The sequence below is a fragment of the Roseovarius halophilus (ex Wu et al. 2025) genome, from assembly GCF_047086965.1.
The window spans coordinates 1-9692 of record NZ_JBKOTX010000201.1; the positions used below are offsets into that span (position 1 = coordinate 1).

The following is a 9692-nucleotide window of genomic DNA, read 5'->3' on the forward strand; positions in this document are numbered from 1 at the left end:
CGCCCCCACCGCCCAGCGCCGCCGCGATGTCGCGGTAGGCCTGCGCCGCAGGTCCGTCGGGCGCGGCCTGCACCAGCGGGCGGCCCGTGTCGCCGCAATCGACCACATGCGGGTCCAGCGGCACGCTGCCCAGAAAATCGACGCCCAGATCGCGGGCGATGGCCTCGCCACCGCCCTGGTGGAAGATATGGGTGACCGTCCCGCAGGACGGACAGGTAAAGCCGCTCATGTTCTCGATCACGCCGAGGATCGGCACGTTGACCTGTTCCATCATGCGCAGGCCCCGCTGCGCGATCTTGAGGCTGACGTCCTGCGGCGTGCTGACCACCACCGCGCCAGACAGCGGGAAGGCCTGCGCCAGCGTCAGCTGAATGTCGCCCGTCCCCGGCGGCAGATCCAGCAGCAGCACATCCAGTTCGCCCCAGTCCACCTGGCGGACGAACATCTGCAGGTATTTCGTCACCATGGGCCCGCGCAGGATCGCCGGCTTGTCGTCATCGGTCAGCATCGCCATGGAAATCACCTTGACCCCATGCGCGCGGGCCGGGACAACCTTTTCGTCCGGGGTCATGGTGGGCTTGCCCGCCCCGATGCCCAGCATTCGCGGGATCGAGGGGCCGTAGATATCGGCATCCACCACCCCCACGGCCAGCCCGGCCTCGGCCATGGCCACGGCGATATTGGCGGTGACGGTGGATTTGCCCACACCGCCCTTGCCGCTGCTGATGGCGATCATGCGGGGCTCTTTTCTTGTCATCTCAGTCTCCTTCAGGGGGCGTCGCGTCGCCATTTTCTGCGGCAAAACTGGCGCATAGCCTGTCGATCTCGGTCCGGCCCAGGTCGGCGGCCATGCAGGCGCAGTGCGCGCGCCCTCCGGTGTCCGAAAAGTGCCCGCAATCGCGGCAGGACCCGAAGGCGGGCACGTCGCGGTGCAGGGCCAGGGCCGCGGCGACCCTTGTCAGCGTCGCCCGGAAACGGGCCTGTTCGGTGGCCTCCAGCGTGCCGATGACGCCCATCAGGTCACCCAGCGGGTCCTGATCGAGCATGGCCGCGCCGCTGTCGGTCAGATCGAAGCGCACGCTGCGCCTGTCCTGTTCCGACCGGCGGCGGACCAGCAGGCCCCGCCCCTCGAGCGACTTGATGATCTGCGAGGCGGTGCCGCGGGTCGTCGCCTGAAAGCCGGCAAAGCCCGACGGCGTCCGCGTGCTGTTATTGGCGCGGGCAAAGAACCTAAGGCAGGCCCATTGCGCCGGCGTCAGCCGGGCGGCGGTGCCTTCACCGCGGGCCAGCCGGCCCAGGTGGACCAGCAGTTCGGCGATCATCTCCGGGTCGGCGGTGGCAGTCGTCATGAACAAGAGGTAGCGATCCGAAACCAGTTTCTCAAGACCACGCGGTGCAATCGCGGGTCGCCGCCCCATCAGCCCAGCAGGGCCACGAAGCCGGCCAGCCCGAGGGCCAGCCCCGCGCCCAGCGCCAGGAACCGCCGCCGCAACCGCCGATCCAGCCGCGAGGCCCCCTCGGAATAGTCGAACCGTTCATACAGGACCCGCTCCATGGGCAATCCGAGGTCGATCAGCGTGTCGGCGACGGCTGTCACCATCGGGCCGGGGCCGCACATCATCGCCATTGTCTGCTGCGGGTCGAGGTCGCGCAGCATGTCCTGCAGCCGCGCGCGGTCCAGCCGCCCCACCTCGCCCGGCCAGTCCGGCCCCGGGGTCTCGCTCAGCAGCAGGGTCTCGAGGTCGAGGTCCCCGGCGGCCGCCGCAATCTCATCGGCGCAGGCCAGGTTGTCCGGGGTGCCCACCGCATAGGCCAGCCGCACGGGCCGATCATGGCCGCGCGCGCGCAGATCGCGCAAAAGCCCCATGATCGGCGCGACGCCGACACCACCCGCGATCAGCAGCACCGCGTCGTCCGCGTGCCCCTCCAGCGTGAAATGCCCATAGGGCCCGTCCACGCCCATCGGTGTGCCGGGGGCAAGATCGCCGATCCGGTTGGTGAAATCGCCCGCTTCCTTGACAATCAGGCGCAGGCCCGCGCGCCGGGGGCTGTCGGCAATGGAAAAGGGGTGATCGAACAATGGGAAGCGCCGCGCGCCTTCAGTGATCCAGACGAACTGCCCGGCGCGATAGGGCATAGGCGCGGTGCCCGGCGCGGGCTGGATGTCCAGCTCCCACATGCGGTCGGCCCGCCGCGTGACCGAGGCTAGTCGCCAGGGCCGCCGGTGCAGCCGTGCCCAGCGCAACCCGTAGAGCACGGCGAGAATGCCCGCGACCGCGGCCCCCACGCCCCACCAGTAGCCCTGCAACGCCCCCAGGACACTGAAGCGGCCCACGGTGGCGGCATGGTGCAACCCGCCCGCGACGGCCGTGATGGCCAGGACCACATGCGCCCCGCGCCAGGCCTCATAACGCAGCGGCAGGCGCTCGCGCAGGGCCGAGCCCAGCACCAGCAGCGCCAGCGCGCCCAGCGCAATCACGCCGGTGCGATACTGCGGCAGGGTCAGATAGGCGATCAGCCGTTCGAGACCCAGCGCCGGATCGGCCTGCACGGTCGGCACCACATAGGCCAGCGGGTGCAGCAGAAGCGCGCCCAGCACCCACCAGGCGGCGGTCTTGTGAAAGGCCATGACCCGGTCGATCCCCAGCCGCCCGGAAATCAGCTGGAACCGGCCCGAGGTGACGAACTGCACCGCCATGGCGGCCAGCCCGATCAGCCCCAGGCCGGCCGCGGCGATTTCCCATGTCACGGTGGGGGCGACGTCCCGCATCAGGGCGAGGACGAGCGGCACGAGACAGACCACGAGGTAGAGCGCGGCCACCACCCCCACGGGCAGGCGCGGCCCCTGCCCTGCCCCGTCTTGTGGGGGAGCATGCGCTGTCGGCTGACCGCTTTGGTCGGGTGCCCGGTCCGGCTCCGTCACACTGTCCTGCATCTCTGCTCCTGCTGTGGCGCGTTTCCCAATGACTTGCCGCGGGGGTTCGCGCATCCCTGATTTCGGTCACCACGTGGCTCTGCCCCTATGGTAGCATCTTGCCTGAACCACCCAACCAACGATAGCCGACCCAGGAGAGTCCTTCATGATGCCCTTTTCCATGAAAACACTTGCCCTTTCCACGTTCCTTGTGGCGCTTGCACCGCCCCTCGCCGCGCAGGACATGAGCGTGACCGACATCACCGAGGCCTGGCTCATGGGGCCGCATGGCGACCATGATTCGCCCTCTTTCACGCACTGGAACGAGGATGGCGCGGTGCCCGAGGCCTGCGCGGCCTGTCACTCGGAATCCGGCATGCTGGACTGGCTGGGCGCCGATGGCACCGAGGCGGGCGTCGTGGATCACCCCGGCACGATCAACTCGGTGATCGGCTGCGCGTCGTGCCATGTCTCCGAGGCCGAGGCGCTGGACGCGGTGCCCTTCCCCTCGGGCGTGACAGTCTCGGGGCTGGGCGGCAATGCGACCTGCACAATGTGCCATTCCGGGCGCGCCTCGACCGGCAGCGTGACCCAGGCGATCGACGGCATGGACCCCGACACCGTGTCCGAGGACCTGTCCTTCATCAATGTCCATTACGGCGTGGCCGCCGCGGTGATGCACGGCTCCGAGGTCAGCGGCGGATTCGAGTATGACGGCCAGAGCTACGCCGGGCGCTTTGCCCATGTGCCCAGCGCCAACACCTGCGTGGCCTGCCACGAGCCGCACAGCACCGAGGTGGCCACCGATGGCTGTGTCGCCTGCCACCAGGGCGTCGATGATATCACCGCGATCCGCACCCAGCCCGCCGATTTCGACGGCGACGGCGTGACCAGCGGCGGCATCCGCGACGAGATCGAGGGCCTGCACGCCGTCCTGAACGAGGCAATCCGGGCCTATGCCGCCGAGGTCGTCGGAACGCCCATCGGCTACAACAAGGACAATTATCCCTACTTCTTCATCGACGGGAACGCGGACGGCACCATCGACACGGATGAGGCGATCTATCCCAACCAGTACGCAAGCTGGACGCCGCGCCTGCTGATGGCCGCCTACAATTACCAGGTGGTTGCCAAGGATGCCGGAGCCTGGGCCCATAATCCGCGCTACACCCTGCAATTGCTGCACGACAGCGTGGTCAGCCTGTCCGAGCAGATCGAGGTCGAGACCGGCGGCTTGCAGCGGCCCTGAAGACTGGCGGCGCGGCCCGGGAATGGCCCCCGGCCGCGCCGCCGTCGGATCAAAGATCCATGTAGACGTGCTTTTCGGCCTTGCCGCCGGGATGCGTCACGGCGCCCTTGTAGGTCTCGCCGACCATCTGCGCGAATTTCCAGATGGCCCCGCTGGCATAGATCGTCTCGCGCGGGCCAGACCAGTTTTCCTTGCGCCTGGCCAGCGCGTCTTCCGACAGATCCACGCTCAGTTCGCCCTTGATGGCGTCGATGGTGACGACATCGCCGGTCTCGATCAGCGCGATGGGGCCCCCATGGGCCGCCTCGGGGCCGACATGGCCAACGCAGAACCCGCGGGTCGCGCCGGAAAAGCGGCCATCGGTGATCAGCGCGACCTTCTTGCCCATGCCCTGCCCCGAGAGTGCGGCAGTGGTCGCCAGCATCTCGCGCATGCCCGGCCCGCCCGCTGGCCCCTCGTTGCGGATGACGATGACCTCGCCCTCCTGGTATTCACGGGCGCGCACGGCGGCAAAGGCGTCTTCCTCGCACTCAAAGACCCGCGCCGGGCCGGTGAAGACCTGGTTCTCGGCGGCAATCCCGGCGACCTTCACGATGGCGCCCTGCGGGGCGAGGTTGCCCTTGAGGCCCACGACGCCGCCGGTCTCGGTCAGCGGTTTCTCGATCGGGTAGATGACGCGGCCGTCGGCCTCGCGGTCGATGCGGTCCAGTTCCTCGCCGATGCTGTGGCCATTGGCCGTCAGGCAGTCGGTGTGGATCAGTCCGGCCTTGCGCAACTCCTTCATCACCACCGGGATGCCGCCGGCCTCGTAAAGATCCTTGGCGACGTATTGCCCGCCGGGCTTGAGGTCCACGAAATAGGGCGTATCGCGGAAGATCTCGCAAACGTCTTCCAGGTAGAACTCGATCCCCGCCTCGTGGGCAATGGCCGGAAGGTGCAGCCCGGCATTGGTCGACCCGCCCGTGGCGGCCACCACGCGGGCGGCGTTTTCCATGCTCTTGCGGGTCACGACGTCGCGCGCGCGGATGTTCTGTTCCAGCAGGTTCATCACGGCCTTGCCGGAGGCCTCGCCATACTGGTCGCGGGATTCGTAAGGCGCGGGCATGCCGGAGCTGTTCATCAGCGCGAGGCCGATCGCTTCGGAGACACAGGCCATGGTATTGGCGGTGAACTGGCCGCCACAGGCCCCGGAACTGGGACAGGCCACCTTTTCCAGAAGCGCCAGCGCCTTGTCGGACAGCTGATGGTTCTGGTGGCGGCCCACGGCCTCGAACATGTCCTGCACGGTCAGGTCGCGGGTGCGGAAATCCTGCGGAATCTCGTCATCCTGCGGTGCCCGACCCGGCAGGATCGACCCGCCATAGAGGAACACCGAGGGCACATTGAGCCGCACCATGGCCATCATCATCCCCGGCAGGGACTTGTCGCAGCCCGCCAGCCCCACCAGCGCATCATAGCAATGGCCGCGCATGGTCAGTTCCACGGTGTCGGCGATGGCCTCGCGGCTGGCCAGGGAACTGCGCATCCCCTCGTGGCCCATGGCAATGCCGTCGGTGACGGTGATGGTGGTGAACTCGCGCGGGCTGCCGTCGGCCTCTTTCACGCCGGTCTTGACCGATTGCGCCTGGCGCGCCAGCGCGATGTTGCAGGGCGCGGCCTCGTTCCAGCAGGTGGCGACCCCGACCAGCGGCTGGTGGATCTCTTCCTCGGACATGCCCATTGCGTAGTAGTAAGACCGGTGCGGCGCGCGCTGCGGGCCTTCGGTCACGTGGCGGCTGGGCAGTTTGGTCTTGTCGAACTTTGTCATCATGGGCCCTGTTGTCTGGCGCGGCAGTCGGCGCGGATCACTCCTCTGGTAGCGCCAAGCGACGGGTTTGGCAATCGCGCCCCGGTGCCGCTACTGCAGCCGCGCCAGCAGCGCGCGATCGGCCTGCCCGGTGACCGCCAGTCCCTGCGCGGCCTGAAAATCACGGATCGCCGCCATGGTCGCCGGGCCGATGACCCCGTCGATGGGGCCGACCTCGTGACCCCGCGCGGCCAGGGCGCGCTGCAAGTCGATCCTGTCGGCCCGGGTCAAGCCATTGGCATCGGGCGGGAACGCGCCACGCAGCGGCCCGCCCCCGGCCAGCCGGTCGGCCAGATGGCCCACGGTGGCGGCGTAGAAATCGGAGTTGTTGTAGCTTTTGAGCACGTCGAAATTGCCCGTGACGGTAAAGCGCGGCCCGCCCGCCTGCGGGCGGATGGTCCGGCCTGCAAGCGTGCCGGTCCCGGCCTCCTCGCCCCATGCCAGACCGCTGCGCCAGCCGTTGCGGGACAGGTAGCTTGCGGCAGAGGCCAAGGCATCGCCGGGATCGTCGCCCCAGATGTCGCGCCGCCCATCGCCATCGAAATCCACGGCAAAGGCCAGATAGGATGTGGGGATGAACTGCGTGTGCCCCATGGCCCCGGCCCAGCTGCCCCGCAGCCTGTCCGGGGGTGTCTCGCCCGCTTGCAGGATACGCAGGGCGGCTGTCAGCTGATCCTCCCAGAAGGCGCCGCGCCGTCCGGTAAAAGCCAGTGTCGCGGTGGCCGAAACGACCGGAATGCGCCCGCGCTTGTCGCCGAATTCACTTTCCACGCCCCAGATGGCGGCAACGATGTGACGCGAGACGCCGAAGCGGGCCTCGACGGCGGCGAGGGTGTCGCCGTGTCGCCGCAGGGCCGCCCGACCCTTGGCCAGCCGCGCGTCCGAGGTGGCGATCGACAGGTAATCCTCGAAGCTGCGGCGGGTCTGGATCTGGCTGCCGTCGCGGCGCACCACCCCGGGCAGGTAGCCCGCATCGGCCAGCCCGTCTGCCAGTGTGGTGGCCGAAAGGCCCCGGGACGCCGCGCGCGTGCGAAACCCCGCCAGCCAGGCGTCGAATGCCGCGTTGGGTTGCGGGCGCAGATCGGCGGGCAGTCCGGTGTCCCGCTGTGCCGGCACCGGGCCGGTCACGCAGGAGGCCAGGCTTCAGGCGGCGATCAGGCTCAGCACGTGGCGGCGGGTCCGGGTCATTGCGATGACACGCTATGCCGCCCCCGCGCGCCCGGCAATCGACCATTCGCGTCACTGGCTGATCTTTGCCGGGCGTTCGCACAATCGTAACCTCGCGCTGCGAGGGTCGTTGCGGGCGCCCGGCAGCGGGCGCCCGATCTGTCGGTAACCAGTGCGTTGACGAGCATCCGGGTAACGGTGCGGGCCTTGCGCTGCGGGCGCAGGGCCCGTTTTTGCCGGTCGTTGCCCTGTCACTCGTAGCCGGTCATTTCCAGATACCCGGTGCCGTCATGGCTGCCGCTGACCGTCACCGGACCCTCCCAGTAGGGCACGCTGACCCCCATCCAGGCCGCGGGATTGAGGGCAGCGACGGTCACATCCATCCCCCGCGCGGGAAGGGCAAGCCGCCAGCGCGTCGGCACCTGCCGCCCGGCGACTTCGGTCTGCGTCAGCGGCTCGGTCGTGATCGCGCCATCGGGCAGCGCGGTTGTGGTGCCATCCGGCGCGATCCACGTCCCCGAACTGTAGGTCGTCCCGTCCCGCTGGCGCAGTTGAAAGGCCATGAGTTTGTCGCCGGTCTCAAGGGTCAGCGAGAACCAGTCCCAGCCCGTTTGATCGGCCGCAAGCGGCTGCGAGGACCACTCGCGGTCCAGCCAGGCAGAGCCGGTCACAGGCACCTCACCGTCCGGCAAACTCAGAGTGCCCTCGATCCGGTAGAAGGGCTGTGAATAATAGTAGCTCGCCTGCCCCTGGTCCGACTTGACCGAATAGCCCTGCGCGCCGTGGAACACCAGTGGCCCCTCGGCCCGCAGCGCCATGTCATAGGCGAAATCGGGGCCACTGGCGGACAGGTCGAGATCGTCCAGCGACGGCCCCGCCAGCCGCCAATCGTCGATTTTTGCGACGAAGGGGTCGGCCTGCACCCCCGCCTGACCTATGCCGCCCCGGGCAAAGCGCTCGGTGCTGTAGTGATCCTCGGGCGTGGTCACGGCGGCATGGGCGAACCAGACCTGCGGGCTGGACCATCCCGGGCCCGCGCCCGGGGCAAGGGCCGAGCGGAACAAGGTCCATTGCAGCCCGTAAGGCGTGCCCTCCGGCCCTTGCAGGTTGGCGGTCAGATACCACCATTCGATGCGATAGTCCGGATGCGGCCCGTGATCGGCAGGGAAGTTGAAGACCGGCTCCGGGGCGGGCATGGCAAATCCCTCGGCCTCGGTGCCCATGCCCGCAAAGCCCTGGCCAAGCGCGGGTTGGGCCAGCATCGCCAGAAGGGCCAGGATCGCATCACGCCTCATTGGCAAACACCTTGAGCAGCTCCGAGGGGGGTGTGCGCGCCAGCCGCCACGCGGGCCAGAGCGCAGCGAGCAGGGCCGCCAGAAGGGCAAAGCCCCCCAGCGCCGCATAGTCACCGGGGAACAGGAACATCGGCAGGCGCCAACCGAAGGCTTCGACATTGATCACGGCCAGCAGCATCCAGGCCAGCGCCAGCCCCAGCGGCAACGCCACCAGCAGCGTCAGCGCCGCCAGCACCACCGCGCGCAGCAGTTCCAGCCGGCCGAGACTGGCGCGCGTCAGTCCGAGCGCCCAGGCCGGGGCCAGTTGCGGCACCCGCATGGCAGCCAGGGTCAGCAGGCTCATCAGGATGGCAAAGCCCGCCACCGCCAGCGTCAAGACATTCAGTGCCGCCGTCACCGTGAAGGTCCGTTCGAAGACCTGCAGGGAAAAATCCTTGAGGGCTGCCTGGTCGGTGATCTGACCGGGGGCAAGCCCGAAGTCGCCCTCCAAGGCCGCACGCAGGGCGCCGGAATCATCGGTGACCACGCCGAAACGCTCGGGCGCGGCGTCGGGGAAAAGGCGCTGGAACAGCCCCTCGCCGATGATCACCTGCCCGATCGGGTTGCCGTAGTCGCCCATGACCCCGGCGATGGGCAGGGTCAGTCCCGGCGCCAGGGGCAGCGGATCACCAGGCCAAAGATCCGCGCGGCGGGCCAGTTGTTCGTTCACGATCGCCGCTGCGTCCGCCGCGACACGGTCCCAGACGGCGCTGTCAGCGCCCTCCTGCGCGATGAAACGCCAGTTCTCGGCATAGGCCGGGGCGACCCGCGTGCCATAGATTTCCGCCGGCTGGCCCGCGATCCGCGTGTCGACCCACTGGATCGGCAGGACCGCCTCGGCCCGGTCTTGAACGAAATCCTCCAAGGCCGCGCCCTGGGCCCTGTCCTCGGCCGCGACGTAAAGGTCTGCAAAGAGGCGCTGATCGAGAAACCCGGTGAAGGTCATCCGGAAACTCGACACCATGGTCGAGACCCCGATGTTCGCCGCCATCGCCAGCAGCAGCGCCATGAGCGCGAGGCTCAGACCCGGCAACTGCTGGCGCGTGTCGGCGAGGAACCACTGCGTGCGCACGCCCCGCGCGCGCTCCTCGCCAAGCGCCAGAAGCCGGTCGAGCACCAGCGGCAGCGCCAGCGCCGCGCCCAGCAGCAGGCACGCCAGGCTGGCAAAGCCCGCGACAAGCC

General features: G+C 68.8%; 8 protein-coding genes. 1 reads left to right on the plus strand and 7 read right to left on the minus strand.

Going from position 1 to position 9692, the window contains the following annotated elements; all coding sequences use genetic code 11:
• From ACH107_RS26520 to ACH107_RS26530, 3 genes are all read right to left on the minus strand, one after another.
• The coding region (locus tag ACH107_RS26520) for an Mrp/NBP35 family ATP-binding protein (protein WP_412508644.1) at positions 1–757 on the minus strand (757 nt) is incomplete at its 3' end.
• 1 nt (position 758) lies between these two features.
• On the minus strand, positions 759–1349 hold the full coding sequence (locus ACH107_RS26525) for a MarR family winged helix-turn-helix transcriptional regulator (RefSeq protein ID WP_412508646.1): 591 nt from the start codon (positions 1347–1349) through the stop codon (positions 759–761).
• Between the two features lie 68 nt (positions 1350–1417).
• Complete coding sequence (locus ACH107_RS26530; RefSeq protein ID WP_310691225.1) at positions 1418–2935, minus strand: ferredoxin reductase family protein; 1518 nt, start codon at positions 2933–2935, stop codon at positions 1418–1420.
• Positions 2936–3080: 145 nt separating this feature from the next.
• Here ACH107_RS26530 and ACH107_RS26535 point away from each other — a divergent pair, with 145 nt between their 5' ends.
• Positions 3081–4163, plus strand: a complete 1083-nt coding sequence (locus tag ACH107_RS26535) for a polyheme membrane-associated cytochrome C (protein WP_412508648.1) — start codon at positions 3081–3083, stop codon at positions 4161–4163.
• A gap of 49 nt (positions 4164–4212) precedes the next feature.
• Here the strand turns inward: ACH107_RS26535 and ilvD are convergent, their stop codons facing one another.
• The 4 genes from ilvD to ACH107_RS26555 form a co-directional block, all read right to left on the minus strand.
• Positions 4213–5970 carry a dihydroxy-acid dehydratase gene (gene ilvD, locus ACH107_RS26540; protein WP_412508649.1) on the minus strand — a complete coding sequence of 586 codons (1758 nt, stop codon included), beginning with the start codon at positions 5968–5970 and terminating at the stop codon, positions 4213–4215.
• 90 nt (positions 5971–6060) lie between these two features.
• Complete coding sequence (locus tag ACH107_RS26545; protein WP_412508651.1) at positions 6061–7137, minus strand: lytic murein transglycosylase; 1077 nt, start codon at positions 7135–7137, stop codon at positions 6061–6063.
• A gap of 290 nt (positions 7138–7427) precedes the next feature.
• Positions 7428–8471 (minus strand): lipocalin-like domain-containing protein, encoded by a 1044-nt coding sequence (locus ACH107_RS26550; RefSeq protein WP_310691229.1) that lies wholly within the window; start codon positions 8469–8471, stop codon positions 7428–7430.
• Positions 8461–9692, minus strand: a 1232-nt coding sequence (locus ACH107_RS26555) for an FtsX-like permease family protein (RefSeq protein WP_412508652.1), incomplete at its 5' end; no start/stop codon positions are given. The genes ACH107_RS26555 and ACH107_RS26550, both read right to left, overlap by 11 nt.